The organism is Crossiella sp. CA-258035 (genome assembly GCF_030064675.1).
In the GTDB taxonomy this organism is placed as follows: domain Bacteria; phylum Actinomycetota; class Actinomycetes; order Mycobacteriales; family Pseudonocardiaceae; genus Crossiella.
This window is the reverse complement of sequence record NZ_CP116413.1, coordinates 2,657,133-2,674,826: the sequence shown is the minus strand read 5'-3', so window position 1 is coordinate 2,674,826 and position 17,694 is coordinate 2,657,133. Positions and strand designations below refer to the sequence as shown.

15 protein-coding genes and 1 pseudogene are annotated in these 17,694 nt (G+C 72.0%); 9 read left to right on the top strand and 7 right to left on the bottom strand.

From position 1 onward, the window contains the following. The first annotated feature begins 48 nt into the window (after positions 1–48). From glgX to N8J89_RS12280, 4 genes are read left to right on the top strand one after another with little or no spacing between them, the layout of a single operon-like run. Positions 49–2,211: a glycogen debranching protein GlgX gene (glgX, locus tag N8J89_RS12295; RefSeq protein ID WP_283664462.1), complete on the top strand. Its 2,163-nt coding sequence runs from the start codon at positions 49–51 to the stop codon at positions 2,209–2,211. Between the two features lie 33 nt (positions 2,212–2,244). Continuing rightward, positions 2,245–4,536 carry a malto-oligosyltrehalose synthase gene (treY, locus tag N8J89_RS12290; RefSeq protein ID WP_283664461.1) on the top strand — a complete coding sequence of 764 codons (2,292 nt, stop codon included), beginning with the start codon at positions 2,245–2,247 and terminating at the stop codon, positions 4,534–4,536. After that, positions 4,533–6,242 carry a malto-oligosyltrehalose trehalohydrolase gene (treZ, locus tag N8J89_RS12285; RefSeq protein ID WP_283664460.1) on the top strand — a complete coding sequence of 570 codons (1,710 nt, stop codon included), beginning with the start codon at positions 4,533–4,535 and terminating at the stop codon, positions 6,240–6,242. Before treY ends, treZ begins: the two co-directional genes overlap by 4 nt. Before the next feature lie 36 nt (positions 6,243–6,278). After that, positions 6,279–6,923 (top strand): formylglycine-generating enzyme family protein, encoded by a 645-nt coding sequence (locus tag N8J89_RS12280; protein WP_283664459.1) that lies wholly within the window; start codon positions 6,279–6,281, stop codon positions 6,921–6,923. Positions 6,924–6,930: 7 nt separating this feature from the next. On the opposite strand, the gene N8J89_RS12275 is transcribed toward N8J89_RS12280, so the two are convergent. After that, the gene (locus N8J89_RS12275) at positions 6,931–7,713 is read right to left on the bottom strand and encodes an MBL fold metallo-hydrolase (RefSeq protein ID WP_283664458.1); all 783 of its coding nucleotides are present in this window, start codon (positions 7,711–7,713) and stop codon (positions 6,931–6,933) included. Positions 7,714–7,827: 114 nt separating this feature from the next. Between N8J89_RS12275 and N8J89_RS12270 the strand changes: the two genes are divergently transcribed. The 3 genes and pseudogenes from N8J89_RS12270 to N8J89_RS12260 form a co-directional block, all read left to right on the top strand. After that, positions 7,828–8,421: a CGNR zinc finger domain-containing protein gene (locus N8J89_RS12270; RefSeq protein WP_283664457.1), complete on the top strand. Its 594-nt coding sequence runs from the start codon at positions 7,828–7,830 to the stop codon at positions 8,419–8,421. A 211-nt stretch (positions 8,422–8,632) separates the two neighbouring features. Then, positions 8,633–10,093 (top strand): MFS transporter, encoded by a 1,461-nt coding sequence (locus tag N8J89_RS12265; RefSeq protein WP_283666147.1) that lies wholly within the window; start codon positions 8,633–8,635, stop codon positions 10,091–10,093. Further along, positions 9,978–11,495 (top strand): annotated as a pseudogene (locus N8J89_RS12260) (alpha-amylase family protein); the annotation flags it as partial. The gene N8J89_RS12265 and the pseudogene N8J89_RS12260, both read left to right, overlap by 116 nt. On the opposite strand, the gene N8J89_RS12255 reads toward N8J89_RS12260, so the two are convergent. After that, the gene (locus tag N8J89_RS12255) at positions 11,455–13,107 is read right to left on the bottom strand and encodes a glycoside hydrolase family 13 protein (RefSeq protein ID WP_283664456.1); all 1,653 of its coding nucleotides are present in this window, start codon (positions 13,105–13,107) and stop codon (positions 11,455–11,457) included. The pseudogene N8J89_RS12260 and the gene N8J89_RS12255 overlap by 41 nt on opposite strands. A 51-nt stretch (positions 13,108–13,158) precedes the next feature. Beyond that, a complete protein-coding gene (locus N8J89_RS12250; protein WP_283664455.1) occupies positions 13,159–13,524 on the bottom strand; it encodes an OsmC family protein in 366 nt (121 codons plus the stop codon). A 97-nt stretch (positions 13,525–13,621) separates the two neighbouring features. Between N8J89_RS12250 and N8J89_RS12245 the strand changes: the two genes are divergently transcribed. Both N8J89_RS12245 and N8J89_RS12240 read left to right on the top strand, forming a co-directional pair. Next, positions 13,622–14,029 carry a phage holin family protein gene (locus tag N8J89_RS12245; RefSeq protein ID WP_252485576.1) on the top strand — a complete coding sequence of 136 codons (408 nt, stop codon included), beginning with the start codon at positions 13,622–13,624 and terminating at the stop codon, positions 14,027–14,029. After that, positions 14,026–14,220: a DUF3618 domain-containing protein gene (locus N8J89_RS12240; protein WP_283664454.1), complete on the top strand. Its 195-nt coding sequence runs from the start codon at positions 14,026–14,028 to the stop codon at positions 14,218–14,220. Before N8J89_RS12245 ends, N8J89_RS12240 begins: the two co-directional genes overlap by 4 nt. Here N8J89_RS12240 and N8J89_RS12235 read toward each other — a convergent pair. From N8J89_RS12235 to N8J89_RS12220, 4 genes are read right to left on the bottom strand one after another with little or no spacing between them, the layout of a single operon-like run. Next, positions 14,217–14,747, bottom strand: coding sequence for a hypothetical protein (locus tag N8J89_RS12235; RefSeq protein WP_283664453.1), 531 nt, complete (start codon positions 14,745–14,747; stop codon positions 14,217–14,219). The two genes, N8J89_RS12240 and N8J89_RS12235, sit on opposite strands and share 4 nt — an antisense overlap. Before the next feature lie 5 nt (positions 14,748–14,752). Beyond that, positions 14,753–15,841, bottom strand: coding sequence for a hypothetical protein (locus N8J89_RS12230; protein ID WP_283664452.1), 1,089 nt, complete (start codon positions 15,839–15,841; stop codon positions 14,753–14,755). 11 nt (positions 15,842–15,852) lie between these two features. Next, positions 15,853–16,257 (bottom strand): FixH family protein, encoded by a 405-nt coding sequence (locus N8J89_RS12225; RefSeq protein WP_283664451.1) that lies wholly within the window; start codon positions 16,255–16,257, stop codon positions 15,853–15,855. After that, complete coding sequence (locus N8J89_RS12220; RefSeq protein WP_283664450.1) at positions 16,254–17,615, bottom strand: DUF8832 domain-containing protein; 1,362 nt, start codon at positions 17,613–17,615, stop codon at positions 16,254–16,256. The genes N8J89_RS12225 and N8J89_RS12220 overlap by 4 nt, the downstream gene beginning before the upstream one ends. Between the last annotated feature and the right edge of the window lie 79 nt (positions 17,616–17,694).

Below are 17,694 nucleotides of genomic sequence, written 5' to 3'. Positions count from 1 at the left end.
TTACCCACAGGACAGCGTCGTCCCGCGACAACTCACCCTGGAGCAGCCATGCGGCCGTGGCCCGGCCACGCCTATCCCCTCGGCGCGTCCTACGACGGCGCGGGGACCAACTTCACCCTCTTCTCCGAGGTCGCCGAGCGGGTCGATCTCTGCCTGTTCGACGAGGACGGCACGGAGACCCGGGTGCGCATGCCCGAGGTCGACGGCTTCGTCTGGCACGGCTACCTGCCCGGCGTCGGACCCGGCCAGCGGTACGGCTATCGGGTACATGGACCACACGATCCGGCGAACGGTCTGCGGTGCAACCCGAACAAGCTGTTGCTGGACCCCTACGCCAAGGCCGTGGACGGGCAGATCGACTGGGACGAGTCCCTGTTCGGCTACCGCTTCGACGACCACGAGGAGCGCAACGACCTCGACTCGGCGCCGCACGTGCCCAAGTCGGTGGTGATCAACCCGTTCTTCGACTGGAACAGCGACCGGCCGCCGCGCACCCCGTACAGCCAGACGGTGATCTACGAGGCGCACGTGCGCGGGCTGACCATCCAGCACCCGGAGGTCCCGCACGAGCTGCGCGGCACCTACGCCGGGCTGGCGCACCCGGTGATGATCGAGTACTTCCGGGAGCTGGGCGTCACCGCGGTGGAGCTGATGCCGGTGCACCAGTTCATCACCGACCACCACCTGGCCGAGCGCGGGCTGACCAACTACTGGGGCTACAACACCGTGGCCTTCTTCGCCCCGCACGACGGCTACGCCGCGATCACCTCGCAGGGCAACCAGGTGCAGGAGTTCAAGGCGATGGTGCGGGCGCTGCACGAGGCCGGGATCGAGGTGATCCTGGACGTGGTCTACAACCACACCGCCGAGGGCAACCACCTCGGGCCGACGCTGTCGCTGCGCGGTATCGACAACGCCGCCTACTACCGGCTGGTGGAGGACGAGCCGCAGCACTACATGGACTACACCGGCACCGGGAACTCGCTCAACGCGCGCAACCCGCACACCCTGCAGCTGATCATGGACTCGCTGCGGTACTGGGTGACCGAGATGCGGGTGGACGGCTTCCGGTTCGACCTGGCCTCCACGCTGGCCCGCGAGTTCTACGACGTGGACAAGCTGAGCGCGTTCTTCGACATCGTGCAGCAGGACCCGATCATCAGCCAGGTCAAGCTGATCGCCGAGCCGTGGGACGTCGGGCCCGGCGGCTACCAGGTCGGCAACTTCCCGCCACTGTGGACGGAGTGGAACGGCAAGTACCGGGACACCGTGCGCGACTTCTGGCGCGGTGAACCGGCCACCCTCGGCGAGTTCGCCTCGCGGATCACCGGATCCTCCGACCTGTACCAGGACGACGGCCGCCGCCCGTACGCCTCGATCAACTTCGTCACCGCGCACGACGGGTTCACCCTCAACGACCTGGTGTCCTACAACGACAAGCACAACGACGCCAACGGCGAGGACGGCCGGGACGGGCACGACGACAACCGCTCCTGGAACTGCGGGGCCGAGGGGCCGACCGACAACCAGGAGATCAACGAGCTGCGGGCCCGGCAGCGGCGCAACTTCATCGCCACCCTGTTCCTGGCCCAGGGCGTGCCGATGCTCTCCCACGGCGACGAGCTGGGCCGCACCCAGCACGGCAACAACAACGCCTACTGCCAGGACAACGAACTCTCCTGGGTGGACTGGTCGCTGCTGGAGTCCAATGTGGACCTGCTGAACTTCACCAGGGCCACCGCGCGGCTGCGCAGGGACCACCCGGTGTTCCGGCGGCGGCGGTTCTTCCGGGGCAGGCCGGTGCGCAAGGGCGAGGAGCTGCGCGACATCGCCTGGTTCACCCCGGCCGGTGAGGAGATGACCGAACAGGACTGGGAATCCGGGTTCGGGCGCTGCATCATGGTCTTCCTCAACGGCGACGGCATCACCGACCTGGACGCCAGGGGCGAACGGGTCACCGACGACTCGTTCCTGCTCTGCTTCAACGCCCACGACGGCGAGATGGAGCTGACCGTGCCCAACTCGGGCTACGGCCAGGAGTGGGCGGTCGTGCTCGACACCGCCACCGGTGAGGCGCTGGCCGGCTCCGGCGGCGGTGTGGTGACCGGGGTGATCGCAGGCGGCACACCCACCCAGGCCCGCACGGTCCGCGGCGGGGAGACGATCAAGGTCGTCGACCGGTCGCTGCTCGTCCTCCAGCGCACCGACTGACCAGCTCACTCCACCACACGGGGGCTACCACCGATGACCACGCCCAGCTCGACCTACCGGTTGCAGCTCAACGCGGAGACCACCTTCGCCGCGGCGGCCGAACTGGCCGACTACCTGGCCGAGCTGGGCGCGGGCGCGCTGTACGCCTCCCCCGTGCTGCAGGCCGCCCCCGGTTCCACGCACGGCTACGACGTGGTCGACCCGACCCAGCCCTCGGCGGCGCTGGGCGGGCCGGACGGGCGGGCCGCGCTGAGCACCAGGCTCGGCCAGCGCGGGCTGGGGCTGGTGCTGGACATCGTGCCCAACCACATGGGGGTGGCCGACGCCGCGGCCAACCCGTGGTGGTGGGACGTGCTCAAGCTCGGGCAGTCCTCGCCGTGCGCGCACTACTTCGACGTGGAGTGGTCGCACGGGCCGCTGCTGATCCCGGTGCTGGCCGATGACGAGTCGGCGCTGGACGAGCTGCAGATCAAGGAGGACTGCCTGGTCTACGGCGACCTGCGGTTCCCGCTGGCGCCGGGCACCGAGGAGGGCTCGCCGAGGGTGGTGCACGAGCGGCAGCACTACCGGCTGGTGGACTGGCGGCGGGCCTCCACCGAGCTGAACTACCGGCGGTTCTTCGACATCAACGAGCTGGCCGCGGTGCGGGTGGAGGACGAGGAGGTCTTCCAGGCCACCCACGGCGAGCTGCTGCGCTGGGTGTCCGCGGGGCAGGTGACCGGGTTGCGGATCGACCACCCGGACGGCCTCACCGATCCCGGCCGCTACCTGCGGCGGCTGCGCGCGGCCGCGCCGGAGGTGTGGCTGGTGGTGGAGAAGATCCTCGGCGTGGACGAGGCGCTGCCGACCTCCTGGCCGGTGGCTGGCACGACGGGTTATGACGCGCTGCGGGAGATCTGCGGGGTGTTCGTGGATCCCAAGGGCGAGCCGGTGTTCACCAGGCTGGCGGCCGAACTCGGGGTGCCGGTGCAGGTGCACGAGGTGGAGCGCGGCTGCCGTCGCCGGGCGGCGGGCACCATCCTGGCCGCGGAGGTGCGGCGGATCGCCCGGCTGCTGCCGGAGTTCGAGGCCGCCCGCGCGGAGGCCGGGATCGCCGAGCTGCTGTCCTCGTTCCGGGTGTACCGCAGCTACCTGCCGGAGGGGCGCGGGCCGCTGTGCGCGGCGCTGGCCGCGGCGAGCATGGCCCGGCCGGACCTCTCCGACGTGATCAGCCTGGTGGGCCAGCGGATGCTCACCGATCCGGAGTGCGAGCTGACCCAGCGGGTGCAGCAGACCTCGGGCATGGTGATGGCCAAGGGCGTTGAGGACACCGCGTTCTACCGGTGCACCCGGTTCGCCGCGCTGAACGAGGTGGGCGGGGCGCTGGACCGGTTCGGGGTGTCCGTGGCCGAGCTGCACTTCCGCAACGCCGCGCGCGAGGCGGGCTGGCCGGCCACCATGACCACGCTGTCCACCCACGACACCAAGCGTTCGGAGGACGTGCGGGCCCGGCTGGCGGTGCTGGCCGAGGTGCGGGACGAGTTCGCCGGTGCGGTGCGCCGGTGGACCGACCGGGCCGGGCTGCCCGAGCCCTCGCTGAACCTGCTGGCCTGGCAGACCCTGGTGGGAGCCTGGCCGATCAGTCCGGAGCGGATGCGGGAGTACCTGGCGAAGGCGGCCAAGGAAGCCAAGGTGGCCACCTCCTGGACCGACCCGGACGCCGAGTTCGACGCGGTGGTGGCGGCCTGGCCGGAGCGGGTGCTGGCCGACGCCGAGCTGGCCGCGGACGTGGCCGCCTTCGCCCAGGCGGTCCGGGCGCACGGCTGGTCGAACTCGTTGGGGCAGAAGCTGGTCCAGCTGGCCGGGCCGGGGGTGCCGGATGTGTACCAGGGCACCGAGCTGTGGGACTTCTCCCTGGTGGACCCGGACAACCGGCGGCCGGTGGACTTCGCCGCGCGGCGGAACCTGTTGGCGCGCATCGACTCCGGCTGGCTGCCGGAGGTGGACGAGCTGGGTGCGGCCAAGCTGCTGCTGACCTCGCGGGTGCTGCGGCTGCGGCGGGACCGGCCGGAGCTGTTCACCGGTTACCGCCCGCTGGACGCCGAAGGCCCCTCCGCTGAGCACGCGCTGGTGTTCGCGCGCGGGCCGGAGCTGAACCTGGTGGCGGTGGCGACCCGGCTGCCGGTGGGGCTGGGCGCGGCCGGGGGCTGGCGGTCCACGGTGCTGCCACTGCCGATCGGCGAGGGCTCGTGGACGGACGCGCTGACCGGCCGCGAGGTCTCCGGCTGTCCGCGGCTGGCCGAGCTGCTGTCCCCGTACCCGGTGGCGCTGCTGGTGCGGTCATGAACGAGTTCAGCGTCTGGGCGCCCAAGTCCGAGCGGGTCCGGCTGGAGCTGGACGGTGCCGAGCACGACCTGCGCCGCCACCAGGACGGCTGGTGGCGACCGGCGGAACCGTTGTCCGGCAACGACTACGGCTTCCTGCTCGACGACGACCCGGCTGTGCTGCCCGATCCGCGCTCGCTGCGCCAGCCCGACGGCGTGCACGGGCTGTCCAGGGCCTACCGGCACGACTTCGCCTGGACCGACCAGGGCTGGACCGGCCGGGCGCTGCCGGGTTCGGTGATCTACGAGCTGCACATCGGCACGTTCACTCCCGGCCGCACCTTCGACGCCGCGATCGAGCGCCTGGACCACCTGGTGGAGCTGGGCGTGGACTTCGTGGAGGTGATGCCGGTCAACTCCTTCGACGGCCCGCACGGCTGGGGCTACGACGGGGTGCTCTGGTACGCCGCGCAGGAGTCCTACGGCGGTCCGGACGGCTTCAAGCGGTTCGTGAACGCCTGCCACGGCAAGGGTCTGGGCGTCATCCTGGACGTGGTCTACAACCACCTCGGCCCTTCGGGCGCGTACCTGGACCGGTTCGGCCCGTACTTCGCCGGTGAGACGATCTGGGGCCCGACGCTCAACCTGGACGGCCCGGACTCCGGCGAGGTCCGCCGCTACGTCATCGACAACGCGGTGTCCTGGCTGCGCGACTTCCACGTGGACGGCCTGCGCCTGGACGCGGTGCACGCCCTGGCCGACCGCCGCGCCACCCACCTGCTGGAGGAGCTGGCGGTCGAGGTGGAGTCGCTGTCCGCGCACCTGCGCCGCCCGCTGACCCTGATCGCCGAGTCCGACCTCAACGACGCCCGTCTGGTCACCCCGCGCGAGGCAGGCGGTCTGGGCCTGCACGCGCAGTGGGCCGACGACATCCACCACTGCCTGCACACCACCCTCACCGGCGAACGCCAGGGCTACTACGCCGACTTCGGTTCCCTGGAGTCCCTGGCCCGCACGCTGCGGGAAGCCTTCTTCCACAACGGCACCTGGTCCTCTTTCCGCGGCCGCACGCACGGCCGCCCGATCGACCCGCACCGCCAGTCCGGCCACCGCTTCCTGGCCTACCTGCAGAACCACGACCAGATCGGCAACCGGGCCACCGGCGACCGCCTCTCCGCCACCCTGTCCCCCGGCCTGCTGGCCTGCGGCGCGGCCCTGGTCCTCTGCGGCCCGTACACCCCCATGCTGTTCATGGGCGAGGAATGGGGCGCGCGCACCCCTTGGCAGTTCTTCGCCACCTTCCCCGACCCGGCCCTGGCCGAAGCGGTCCGCACCGGCCGCCGCCGCGAGTTCGCCGACCACGGCTGGTCCGCCGAGGACGTGCCGGACCCCATGTCACCGCAGACCATGGAACAGTCCACAGTGGACTGGTCGGAGCCGGACCGCCCGGCACACGCAGAGCTGCTCACCTTGTACCGCGACCTGATCCGCCTGCGCCGCGAGCACCCCGAGCTGTCCGACCCGCGCCTGGACCGCCTGCGGGTCGACTACGACGAACAGGCCCGCTGGCTGGTCATGCACCGGGGCGAGCTCCGCGTGGCGGTGAACCTGGCCGCCACGCAAGCCCAGCTGCCCTACCCGGTCAGCACCGTCCTGCTCTCCTCCGCCCCGGTCCACCCCGCCGAATCCCTCACCCTCCCCCCGGAGTCCTTCGCCGTGTTCCGCTGACCTCACCTCGCGCTCGGCGCGGCTAACCTGCCGATCATGAGGATGATCGCCGTTCCGCCGGGCCGGGTGGTCCTGACCGACCGGCGAACCCAGCGCAGTCGGCCGGTGGACCTGCTCCCCTACCGGCTCGCCGCGTTCCCGGTCACCCAGGCCCAGTACGCGGCCACCACCGGCCGTTGCCTTGGTGCCGCCCAAGGCGACCACCCGGTGGAATCCGTCTCCTGGCACGACGCGATCACCTTCTGCAACACCCTGTCCCGCCAGGAGAACCTGACCCCGGCCTACCACCCCACCGGCGAAACCACCCAGTGGGACCGGACCGCCGACGGCTACCGCCTCCCCACCGAAGCCGAATGGGAACACGCCTGCCGAGCGGGCACCACAACTCCCCGTTACGGCGACCTGGACGACATCGCCTGGTACCGCGAGAACTCCCAGGAACAAATCCACAACGTGGGCGAAAAAGAACCCAATGCCTGGGGCCTGCACGACATGCTCGGCAATGTCTGGGAGTGGTGCTGGGACCTGTACGACCCGGAGGTCTACGGCACCTACCGGGTGCTGAAGGGCGGCGGCTGGCTGGACGAGCACTGGAGCGTCCGGGCCGGCGTGAGCAGGAAAAGCCACCCCACCTACGCCATCGACGACGTCGGGTTCAGACTGGCGCGAAACCTCGCCTGACGCGCGCTCAGCTCAGCTGTAGGCGGTCGGCCAGACCGGCCGCGGTGAAGGCGGCCGCCAGTTCCTCGCGGCCCTCGGTGAAGTGGGACCAGCTGTCGAAGTGGACGGGCACCACGCGGCCGGCGCCGAGGATCTGGGCGGCCTCGGCGGCCTGGGCGCTGTCCAGGACGAGCACTCCGCCGTCGAAGAGTCCGGCGAAGCGGGGCGCGCCGGCGAAGAGGATCGCGGTGTCGATGGGGGCGAAGCGTTCGGCGATCTCCCTGACGGCGTCGAGGGAGGCGTTGTCGCCGCTGACGTAGACGGTGGGCAGGCCCTCGCCGGTCAGGACGAACCCGATGACCTGTCCGGTGATCGGTTCGACCTCTGCGCGGGCGCCGGGCCCGTGGATGGCGGGCACGGCGGTCACGGTGAGCGTGCCGCCGCCGGGGCGGTCCAGCTCGACGGACTCCCAGTCGGCCAGCCCCTTGGCTCGCTGGCCGAGGCGTTCGCCGCCGCCGGTGGTGGTGAGGGTGAGCGGGATGCCGGCGAGCAGAGCGCGGCCGGCGTGGTCGAGGTTGTCCTCGTGCTCGTCGTGGGAGAGCAGGACGACGTCGACGGGGCCGAGGTCGGCGGGGGTGCCGGTGGCGGGGGCGGTCTTGGTCAGCGCGGGGGCGCCGGGGGGCGCCGGGTAGGTGCGGGGCGCGTCGAAGGTCGGGTCGGTCAGAAAGCGCAGGCCACCGTACTCGAACAGGGCCGTGGGGCCACCGAGGACGCGGACGGGGAACTGCGTGGTCGCAGAGGAAGCAGACACCAGAACCTCACGGATAGATTTGCTTGAACCGTGACACGACTATAAACAGGCATCACGGATGAGGGCAAGCCCAACCGTGAGTCACGGCTGCGGGCAGGTCGTACCATGAGAGGCATGGAAGAGAGCGCCACCACGGAGTCCGGGCTGCCACCGGCGCCGGGGGCCGAGCAGCACCCCTCGCTCGCGCTGGTCAACAGCGTCATCGCGCTGCCGGGCGGGCACTACGTCGACCAGCTCGGCACGCCTGCCGGGGCCGACCAGTGGCTGACGCGGCACGGCCTCACCCCGGTTGACGCGGGCATGCTCGACATGTGCGTTGCGCAGCTGCGCTCCCTGCGCGAGCAGGTCCGGGCACTTTTCGCCTCCCGGGTCGCGGGGCTGCCCGCCCTGCCGGCCGCCGTCGCCGCGATCAACGACACCCTGACCCGCGTGCCCACCGCCCCGCTGCTGGCCTGGGACGACAAGACCGGCCCCTACCGCGCCATGCCCCACCCCACCTCGGAGCTCGTCGACCACGCGTTGGCGGCCCTCGCCGCCGACGCCGCCGACCTGCTCACCGGCCCCGAAGCCGAGCGCCTCACCGCCTGCGCCTCCACCCCCTGCAACCGCTACCTGCTCCGCCACGGCCGCCGCCACTGGTGCTCCACCCGCTGCGGCGACCGCGCCCGCGCCGCCCGCGCCTACGCCCGCCGCACCGGGCGAACCTGACGCGAACCACATCCCGGAAAGGAACAGAACCACGGCCCGCCATTAGGACCGAACCAATTCACCAAATCCAGCGAACAAGAGAAAACGCCGCAAAGCGTTACACGCCTCCCTGTTACTCAAGACACAGCTCCGAAGTTTGGAGCACCCCCGGAGAAGTGGCTAGCGTGCTTATCGCTCACCACCTCGAAGGGAATCCCCGTTGCGGCGAACCATGCCGCCGATGTTCCGCGCGCTCGCGAACCGCAACTATCGGCTTTGGGCCGGTGCCGACCTCATCTCGGTGACCGGATCGTGGATGCAGGTCCTGGCTCTCAACTGGGTTGTGCTGGCCAGAACCGGCTCACCCACCGCGGTCGGCCTCTCCGTCATGGTCAGCACCCTGCCCGCGCTGGTGCTCGCCCCGTACGCGGGCGCGCTGGCCGACCGCTTCGACCCCCGGCGCATCATCCTCGCGGGCCAGACCGCGCACGCCGTGCTCGCGCTGGCGCTGGCCTTCCTGGTCTGGACCGCCGCGCCGCTGGGCACGCTCTACGCGCTGACCGCGCTCTCCGGCCTGGTCACCGTCTTCGAGTCCCCCGCGCTCGGCCGCTTCGGCGCGCAGGTGGTGCCGCCCAAGGACCTCGGCAACGCGCTGGCCCTCGGCTCGGTGCTCAACTCCACCGGCCGCGTGCTGGGCATGAGCGGCGCGGGCATCCTGGCCGCCACCATCGGTGAACCCGCCCTGTTCCTGATCAACGCGGCCAGCTTCCTCGCTGTCATCATCGCCATCCGCGCCGTCCGCCCCGCCGAACTGCACCCGCTGGCGGTCAGCCCGCGGGAACGCGCGGGGGTCCGCGCCGGACTCCGGCACGTCCGCCGCGACCACCGGCTGCTCACCCTGTTCGCCCTCGGCTTCCTGCTCTCCGGCCTCGGCCGCAACTACCAGGTCACCATGGCCGCCATGAGCGAGGGCCCGCTCGGCGCGGGCGCGGCGGGCTACGGCGTGCTGTCCGCGGTGTTCGCCGTCGGCACCGTGATCGGCGGCCTGGTCGCCGCCCGCGTCACCGAGCTGACCCTGCCCGTGCTGCTCGGCGCGGCCGCGGTCACCAGCGCGTTGCAGGCGGTCAGCGGCTTCCTGCCGGGGCTGGCCGGGTTCGCCGCGGTGATCCTGCCCATCGCCGCGGGCGCGGTGCTGATCGACACCGTGCTGAGCACCCGGGTCCAGCTGGACACCGCCGAGGACCTGCGCGGCCGGGTGCTCGCGGTGCAGGGCGCGGTCGCCGCGGCCGCGGGCGCCACCGGCGCGCCGCTGCTGGGCTGGCTGTGCGAACACCTCGCCCCTGGCCGGGCGCTGCTGCTGGCCGGGCTGGTCACCCTGCTCGGCACCGCGCTGGCCGCGGTGCGCCTGCGAAGCGCCCTGATCGGGCGGACATACCTGGCCAACCCGGGGGAACCACTACCTGGTGACCCAACGGTGGTATCGGAACACGGTCATCTACTCGGTGGACGTGTCGCTGTTCCAGGACTCCGACGGCGACGGCATCGGCGACCTGGCCGGGCTGGGCAGCCGGCTCGACTACCTGTCCCGGCTCGGGGTGAGCACCATCTGGCTCAACCCGATCTACCCCTCACCGCGCCAGGACGGCGGTTACGACGTCACCGGCTACTACGACGTCGATCCCCGGTTGGGTAGCCTCGGCGACTTCGCCGAACTGCTGGACCAGGCCGACGAGCTGGGCATGCGGATCATCCTGGACCTGGTGGTCAACCACACCAGTGACCAGCACCCGTGGTTCCAGTCCGCGCTGCGCGGGCCGGGATCGCCGCACCACGACTGGTACGTGTGGTCCCGGGAGGAGCCGGCGGACCGCTGGACCGGCGGCGTGTTCCCCGGCGTCGAGCACGAGACCTGGACCTTCAGCGAGCAGGCCGGGCTCTGGTACCGGCACCGCTTCTACCGCTTCCAGCCCGACCTCAACACCGAGCACCCGTTGGTGCGCGCGGAGATCCGCAAGATCATGGCGTTCTGGCTGCGGCTGGGCGTGGCCGGCTTCCGCATCGACGGGGCGCCGTTCCTGCTGGAGCGCCGCACGGGCAACGGCTCCGGCGACCTCTACGACTACCAGTTCCTGTGCGAGCTGAGGGAGACCGCGTCCTGGCGGCGGGCCGACGCGGTGCTGCTGGCCGAGGCCAACGTGGCCGACCACGAACTGCTGGAGTACTTCGGCTCGACGGAGGCCAGCCGGGCCACCATGGTGTTCGCCTTCCGGCTCAACCAGGCGGTGATGCTGGCGCTGGCCCGGCAGGACGCGGGTCCGATCCGGGACACGCTGATCGAGCTGCCGGAGCTGCCCAGGCAGGCGCAGTGGGCCACGTTCCTGCGCAACCACGACGAGGTGGACCTCGGCAGGCTGACCCCGGCCGAGCGGGAGGAGGTCTTCGCCGCCTTCGGACCCGATCCGGACATGCAGATCTACCACCGCGGGCTGCGGCGCAGGCTGGCCCCGATGCTGGGCAACGACCGGCGCAGGCTGGAACTGGCCTACAGCCTGCTGCTGTCCCTGCCCGGCACCCCGGTGCTGCGCTACGGCGACGAGATCGGCATGGGCGAGAACCTGGCGCTGCCGGAGCGGGAGTCCATCCGCACCCCGATGCAGTGGGCCGACCTGCCGCACGCCGGTTTCTCCACCGCCGAGCACACCGACCTGGTGGCCCCGGTGATCACCGGTGGCGCGCACGGCTACGCCACGGTCAACGTCACCGACGAACGCCTGGATCCGCACAGCCTGCTCACCTGGTTCGAGCGCATGTTGCACACCCGCCGGGAATGCGGCGAGATCGGCTGCGGCGACCACACCGTGCTGGACAGCGGCAACCCGGCGGTGCTCGCGCACCTGGCGGCCGGGGAGCGCGGCGCGATCCTGTTCCTGCACAACCTGTCCCCGCACCCCTGCCGGGTCGCGCCGGCCGGCGTGCCCGCGGGCGAGCGCCCGCCGCTCAACCTGGCCGCGGACGGCGACTACGACAAGGACGTGGACCTGGACTCCTTGGCGCTCAACGGTTACGGGTACCGCTGGCTGCGACTCCCGGCCTGACCAGCCAGGCCGCGGCCTCCGGGGGCAGCTCGCCGTTGACCAGCGGCGCGCTCGCCGCGGCCACCTCCTGGTCCGCCGGCAGCGGCAGCGGATCGGCGCCCAGGTTCACCGCGCACCGGAACCCGGGCTCGCGGTCGAACACGAGTGTCCCTTCTGGACTGTCCACCCAGGACAGTTCGCCGTCGCCGAGCGCGGGCAGCTCGGCGCGCAGGGCCAGGGCGTGGCGGTACAGCTCCAGCATGGACCGCTCATCGCCGGTCTGCGCCGCCACCGTCCGGTCCCGCCACCGCGCGGGCTGGGGCAGCCAGGGCTTGGCGCCGGACGGGCCGAAGCCGAACGGCTCGGCGGTCCCGGACCAGGGCAGCGGCACCCGGCAGCCGTCGCGGCCACGGGCGGTGTGGCCGGAGCGGTGCCAGGTGGGATCCTGCAGCAGCTCCTCCGGCAGGTCCTCGACCTCCCACAGGCCGAGCTCCTCGCCCTGGTAGACGTAGGCGTTGCCGGGCAGGGCGAACATCAGCAGCGCCGCGGCGCGGGCCCGTCGCTCGCCGAGCTCCAGGTCCACCGGCTCGTGCGGATCGTGCTTCGGGCCGTCCAGCCTGGTCTTGCCGGCCCGGCCGAAGCGGGTGAGGTGACGGGGAACGTCGTGGTTGGACAGCACCCAGGTGGCGGGCGCGCCGACCGCGCGCAGTGCCTCGGTGGTGTGCTCGATCACCGAGCGCAGCGCCTTGGCGTCCCAGGAGCAGCGGAGGAAGTCGAAGTTGAACGCGGTGTGCAGCTCGTCCGGTCGCACGTAGCAGGCCAGGCGGTCCGGTTTGGCGACCCAGGCTTCGGCCACGAACACCCGCTCACCCGGGTAGGAGTTGATGAGCTTGCGCCAGTCCCGGTACACCTCGTGCACCTCGGGGCGGTCCCAGTGCGGGTGGTCGGGCCGGTCCGGTGGTTCGACCAGGTCCTCGTGATCGGCGCCGAGGTCGGGCAGGTCCGGGTGTTTGACCAGGGCGTGCGCCACGTCGATGCGGAACCCGTCCACGCCGCGGTCCAGCCAGAACCGGAGGATGTCGAGGTACTCGGCGCGGACCTCCGGGTTGGCCCAGTTGAGGTCGGGTTGTTCCGGGGCGAACAGGTGCAGGTACCACTCGTCCTGGTCCACCTCGGTCCAGGCCGGGCCGCCGAAGACGCTGCGCCAGTCGTTCGGCGGGCCGCCGTCGCGGCCCGGCCGGAAGTGGTACCGCTGCCGCTGCGGGGAGCCCGGTCCGGCGGCCAGGGCGGCCTGGAACCAGGGGTGGGCCGAGGAGGTGTGGTTGGGGACCAGGTCGACGATCACCCGGAGGTCCAGTTCGTGGGCCTCACGGAGCAGGGCCTCGGCGTCCTCCAGGGTGCCGAGCAAGGGGTCTGTGCCGCGGTGGTCGCTGATGTCGTAGCCACCGTCGACCTGGGGCGAGGGGTACCAGGGGGTGATCCAGAGGGCGTCAACGCCGAGGGTGCGCAGGTGGGGCAGGCGGGAGCGGATGCCGTTGATGTCGCCGATGCCGTCGCCGTTGTGGTCGGCGAAGCTGCGGATGTACACCTGGTAGATGACGGCGTCTCGCCACCAGGGGCGGTTCGCGGGCATGCTGGATCCTCCCTCTCGGTCTCCGATCGGGGTACCCGCGTTCTTGGCGCACTATTGGGCGGGTTGTTCCACCATGCCGACCCGGATCGCGATTCGTCCCCAGTTACCGCTGGTGTAGGGCCACAGGCGGTCCGCCTCCCTGATGAGCCGGTGGCGGTCCCGCTCATCGAGGCCCGGCACGTCGACCTTGGCCACCACTTCCACGCTGTACTCGCCGTTGAGGCTGTTGGCGATCTGCGACTCGACCCGCACCTCGTACTTGCCGGGGTTGAGGTCCAGGCGTCCGGCCGCCTCGGCGATCGCGTGCCACAGGCAGGCCGCCAGGGCCTCGGCGTGCAGCTGTTCGGGCGCGGCCCGGCCCCCGTCGGTGGTGGTGGCCGAGCCGCGGCGTAACGGGGTCGGTTCGATGGTCTCCATGTGCTGGCTGTGCCCCGGATGCTGCCTGCGGAAACGGAGGGTTTCGGTTCGCGGTGCGGGGTTACTCCGATTGCAGTCGCTGGAAGGAGCGCGGAGGATGAGACCCGTTGTGGAACACGCTGACCAGCGGTCCACTGGAGAGCTGGTCAAGAGCTTGACGGAGCAGGTCAGCACCCTTGTCCGGGAAGAGATGGCGCTGGCCAGGGCCGAACTGCAGGAGAAGGGCAAGAAGGCCGGGGTCGGTGCGGGGCTGGCCGGCGCGGCCGGGTTGCTGGCGTTGTACGGACTGGCCGCGGTGATCGCGGGGCTGGTGTTGTTGCTGGCCACCGTGCTGGTGCCGTGGGCGTCCGCACTCGTGGTCGGGGCGGGGATCCTGGTGATCGCCGGGATTCTGGCGCTGGCCGGGCGGGCGCAGCTCAAGCGGGCCGTGCCGCCGATCCCGGAACAGGCACGGGCCAATGTGCGCAAGGACATGGAGCTGATCCAGGAAGGGACGCTGCGATGAGCGGCACCGACCAGGTCGAGGAACTGCAGCACCAGGTCGAGCACACCCGGGCGCAGCTCGGGCAGACCGTGGACGAGCTGAACCGGCGGGCCGAGGAGAAGATGCACAAGGCCGCCGAGCTCGTCCCGTTCGCCCTCGGCGGCCTCGCGTTGATCGTGGTCGTGTTGCTGCTGCGCAAGATCCGGCGCTAGCCGGGAGCCGGCGCCGCCTCGGGTGTGCTGCGGCGCCAGGCGATCACCAACAATGCCACCAGACCGAACAGCGGCAGGGTGCTGATCGACCAGCTCAGCGCCATCGGCGGGCCGGGTTGCTCCAGCACGGGCAGGGTCAGCTGCCCGGTGCCGGAGCCCTCGGCGCCGTTGACGGTGAACTTGAACGTCCAGTCGCCCTCGCTGGGCAGGCTCTGCACGTCCAGTCCCCACACCTCCCGCTTGCGCGGGTGGCGCACCAGCGGGCGGGGACGTTCCCGGGTCACGCCCGGGCCCAAGATGCTCAGCGTGCCGGTGCGGCCCTGGATGCCGCCCGTCGGCATGAAGCTGAAGTCCAGTGACTGCAAGGCTTTCACCGGCCAGGTGCTGAACCCGACGGTCAGCTTGTACGGCCCGGCCTGGACCGTCTCGGCGTGCACCACGTTCACCGGCTCGTAGGCCAGCGCCGGTGCGGCCGAGCCCACCAGCAGTCCGATCGCGCCCAGCAGCGCGGCCAGTGTCCTGCGCATCCCGTTCACCCTTCCCGCACCGGGGCGAGCTGCCGCAGCATCCCGCCGAACCGCACACCCAGGAACCCCGCGAGCACGCCGAGCACCAGGCTGGCGATCGCGGTGCTGACCAACACTTCCGCAGCCGGCAGCGCGAGCCCGCGCAGCAGCGATGCCTGCACCGGCGCGAGACCGCCGACCAGCAGTCCGGCCACTCCCCCGGCCAGCGCGCCCACCCTGGTCAGCCGGGCGCGGCCGCGCCGCGCCGCGGCCAGCCACAGCTCCAGGCCGCCGCCGACCAGCAGCAGGCAGATCGGCCACAGCGAGGGCATGCCCGGCACCTCGCTGACGAAGTCGCGCACCGGCAGGCCGATCGCGTCCGCGTAGGTCCTGGCCGCCCACGGCGAGAACCACCAGAACACCGCCTGCAACAAGGCCAGCACCGCGGCCACGCCGATCGCGCCGCCAGGCCGGTCCAGCACCCTCGCACCGATGATCACCACCAGCACGCACAGGAACGCGGTGCCCGCGGCGATCGGGTTGACCGGGGCGGCGGGCAGCTCGCCGAGGCCGATGGTGATCACCGTGCTGAAGGCGAGCAGCACGGCGAGGCCGACCAGCGTGCCGATCGCGCCCCAGCGGTAGGACCGGGCGACCGCGAAGACCATCACCGCGCCGATCATGGTGATGGAGATGGACAGCAGCAGGCCGATGTGCGGTGGTGAGGCGATCACCGCGTCGAAGCCGTACAGCGAGTGCCACCACTGGTCCCACAGGCCGTACAGCAGGAACGAGGCCGCGCCCAGCCCGCAGACCAGGTAGCCGACCGGGGCGGCGAAGGTGCGGCCGAACACGCCCACCGCGCGACCGCCGACCAGCGGGTCCACCGCTCGGCCGCCGCGCTGGGCCGCGGTGGTCAGCAGCACCACCACCAGGCTGGCGATACCGGCGATCGCGCTGCCGGAGTACAGGAACAGGTGCGGCAGGGTGAAGAAGGTGTCCGGGCCGACATCGCTGTGCCACTGGATGTCCCAGGTCAGCCCGGTCAGCGACAGCAGGCTGCCGCCGAGCACAAAACCGGCCGCTACCAACCCTTTCGGCGCGGTGGTCTCCATTGGTGTCCCTTTCACTTGACCAGCAAGGGAAAAACAACCCGGTCGACGCCGGAAGCGCCGTGCAGCACCACGGTCAGCTGCCAGGGACCGGACATGTGGAACAGGAACCCGTGCACCCGGAACCGGCCGGGCGCCTCGGCCCGCGCGCCGACCGGGGCGAGCGCGTGGCCCATCTGCGGCATCACCGGTTCCAGGCTGACCCGGTCCACCGCGGCCGGTCTGCCCTCGCGGTCGGTGACGGCCAGGGTGACGGTGTTGTCGCCGGGTTTCGGGTCGGCGATGGACAGCGCGACGGTGTGCCTGGGCGTGCTCTGCTGGGCGGTGGTGGCACCGGCCCCGGCCCGCGGCCAGAACACGAACAGCGCGCCGCCGAGCAGCAGAAGTCCCGCCGTGGCAAGGAGAACCGCCTTCCTCACCGGGCCGCCTCCGGCACGATGACCTCGGCCGCGACCGTGCGCACCGCGTAGCCGCGTTCGGCCTGCGCCCACACCAGGTAGCGGCCGGGCAGCGGGAAGGTGTAGGTGAACGGCACGTCCGGGCCGTAGGCGGCCACGCTTTCATCCGGCTTGCCCGGCTGCCCGGCGGTGGGCGGGATCATCGAGTGCACGTGCGCCCACACCGGGGCGTCCGCGACCTCTCCGCGCAATGGCCCCACCACGATGAGGTGGCCCAGCATGCCCAGCCAGGGCTGGAGATCCGCGGTGCCGAAGCGGGCGGTGAGCGTGCTCGGCGTGCCCGCCGGTTCGATCCGGCGGTGCAGCTCGACCGGTGCCAGCTGGGCGGTGCTGGGCGCGATCTCGTTGAGGCGCAACGAGGTCCGGGCCAGCTGGCGGCCGCCGCCGCGCCGGGCCAGCTCGGCGGCCACGGCGTAGCGGCCGGTTTCCGGGGCGATCAGCCGGGCGCGGTAGTCGCCGGGGCCGACCCGGACCGGGTGCAGGTGCCACAGGCGGCCCGACGGCGAGACCACCGCGAGGTGCACCAGGGCGTTGTCGTGCACCAGCAGGTCGTCGACGGGCTGGCCGGTGGCGCTGTCGGCCAGGGTGAGCCGCAGGTCCTCGCCGACCTGGTCGGCGAGCACGGTGACCGGTGGCCGGGCCGGGTCCACGGCAGGTTGCTGGGTGCGGGCGTAGGGGTCGGCGACACTGTCGTAGGTCGGGTCCCACACCGAGCCGGGCGCGGGCGGCGGCGGCACGGTGGCCGAGAGCAGCGCCGCGGTGACCGCGACCGCGAGCGCGGCGACCATGCCCGCGGCCGGGGCCAGCGCGATCAGGGCGTGGCCGCGCAGGGCGAGGAACAGGGCCGCCAGCAACAGGATCCCGGCCGCGACGAACCCGCCGTAGACCGTGTTCTCCGCCGGGGACTTGACCTTCGCGGGCACCACGAACGGGATGGTGGCGGTGCGGCTGCCGTCGTCGATGGCGAGCTCCCACGGCCCGGCACGGTCCACGCTCAGCGTGGCGCGGTGGAAACCCGGGACCGCGCCCAGGCCGACGCGGGTCGCGCTGAACTGCACGCCCGAGGTGGACAGCCACAGCGCGAGCTCGCCGGGCGGGCTGCCCGCGTGCGTGACCACGTCGACGTGCACCGGCCCCGGCACCGGTTCGACCGCGCGGATCACCACGGTCAGCTCGCGCTCGCCGAGGGTCTGCGCGACCTGGATGTCCGCGCCGCGGTCCGCGCCGTCGGCGTGCGCGGGGCCGGCGCCGAGCAGCAGCCCGAGCGCGCAGAGCAGGGTGAGCAGCGCGCCGCGCCGCCGGTTCGCGGAGATGTCCATCGCCGCCGGAGGTTAGGGTCGGCCGGGGGTCGGGGGCGTCACGACGGCGGGTGATCCGGCCTCCCCCGCACGGGGGACT

What these genes read in the sequence shown, in the direction of transcription:
- N8J89_RS12265 (WP_283666147.1), top strand. Translation starts at nt 8,633, where the DNA reads ATGCCGCCGATGTTCCGCGCGCTCGCGAACCGCAACTATCGGCTTTGG.
- N8J89_RS12245 (WP_252485576.1), top strand. Translation starts at nt 13,622, where the DNA reads ATGAGACCCGTTGTGGAACACGCTGACCAGCGGTCCACTGGAGAGCTG.
- N8J89_RS12270 (WP_283664457.1), top strand. Translation starts at nt 7,828, where the DNA reads ATGGAAGAGAGCGCCACCACGGAGTCCGGGCTGCCACCGGCGCCGGGG.
- N8J89_RS12280 (WP_283664459.1), top strand. Translation starts at nt 6,279, where the DNA reads ATGAGGATGATCGCCGTTCCGCCGGGCCGGGTGGTCCTGACCGACCGG.
- N8J89_RS12220 (WP_283664450.1), bottom strand. Translation starts at nt 17,615, where the DNA reads ATGGACATCTCCGCGAACCGGCGGCGCGGCGCGCTGCTCACCCTGCTC.
- glgX (WP_283664462.1), top strand. Translation starts at nt 49, where the DNA reads ATGCGGCCGTGGCCCGGCCACGCCTATCCCCTCGGCGCGTCCTACGAC.
- N8J89_RS12250 (WP_283664455.1), bottom strand. Translation starts at nt 13,524, where the DNA reads ATGGAGACCATCGAACCGACCCCGTTACGCCGCGGCTCGGCCACCACC.
- N8J89_RS12230 (WP_283664452.1), bottom strand. Translation starts at nt 15,841, where the DNA reads ATGGAGACCACCGCGCCGAAAGGGTTGGTAGCGGCCGGTTTTGTGCTC.
- N8J89_RS12235 (WP_283664453.1), bottom strand. Translation starts at nt 14,747, where the DNA reads ATGCGCAGGACACTGGCCGCGCTGCTGGGCGCGATCGGACTGCTGGTG.
- N8J89_RS12255 (WP_283664456.1), bottom strand. Translation starts at nt 13,107, where the DNA reads ATGCCCGCGAACCGCCCCTGGTGGCGAGACGCCGTCATCTACCAGGTG.
- N8J89_RS12240 (WP_283664454.1), top strand. Translation starts at nt 14,026, where the DNA reads ATGAGCGGCACCGACCAGGTCGAGGAACTGCAGCACCAGGTCGAGCAC.
- treZ (WP_283664460.1), top strand. Translation starts at nt 4,533, where the DNA reads ATGAACGAGTTCAGCGTCTGGGCGCCCAAGTCCGAGCGGGTCCGGCTG.
- treY (WP_283664461.1), top strand. Translation starts at nt 2,245, where the DNA reads ATGACCACGCCCAGCTCGACCTACCGGTTGCAGCTCAACGCGGAGACC.